The organism is Vibrio sp. 03_296, from assembly GCF_002265885.1.
Genome location: NZ_NPKW01001408.1, coordinates 1 through 406, shown reverse-complemented (window position 1 = coordinate 406; position 406 = coordinate 1). Strand labels below are relative to the sequence as shown.

2 protein-coding genes are annotated in these 406 nt (G+C 57.0%); both read right to left on the bottom strand.

Going from position 1 to position 406, the window contains the following annotated elements:
* Positions 1–244 (bottom strand): hypothetical protein (locus CIK04_RS32645; protein WP_142995070.1); only part of this gene is annotated, 244 nt, incomplete at its 3' end.
* A partial coding sequence (locus CIK04_RS33060; RefSeq protein WP_176463505.1) for a hypothetical protein occupies positions 205–406 on the bottom strand: 202 nt, incomplete at its 5' end. The genes CIK04_RS32645 and CIK04_RS33060, both read right to left, overlap by 40 nt.

Sequence of the window (406 nt, the reverse complement as noted above, 5' to 3'; positions counted from 1 at the left end):
CGCCATCAACCAGACCCTTACCTGTTAGGTCTGCGGTCGTGCTGAACTTGCCATCTTGAACGGTCGCTTCGAACGAGGCTGTGTTGCCTTTGCTGTCGGTCACGGTCAAGGTCACTTTCTGACCGTCTTCTACGTTGGTCGTGGTTCCTGACAAGGTCACTTCGTCTGCTTCGTCAACACTGATGTTGCCGTCGCCTACGGTCGTCAAGTCGATGCTCGGTAGATCCGCATTGTCCGCATCCAACGTCGCGCYTTCTGTGTCGCTCGCTGGGTTGCCGCGCTGTCCGTCACGTCCGCTTTCACGCTGATCGCGCCATCAACCAGACCCTTACCTGTTAGGTCTGCGGTCGTGCTGAACTTGCCATCTTGAACGGTCGCTTCGAACGAGGCTGTGTTGCCTTTGCTG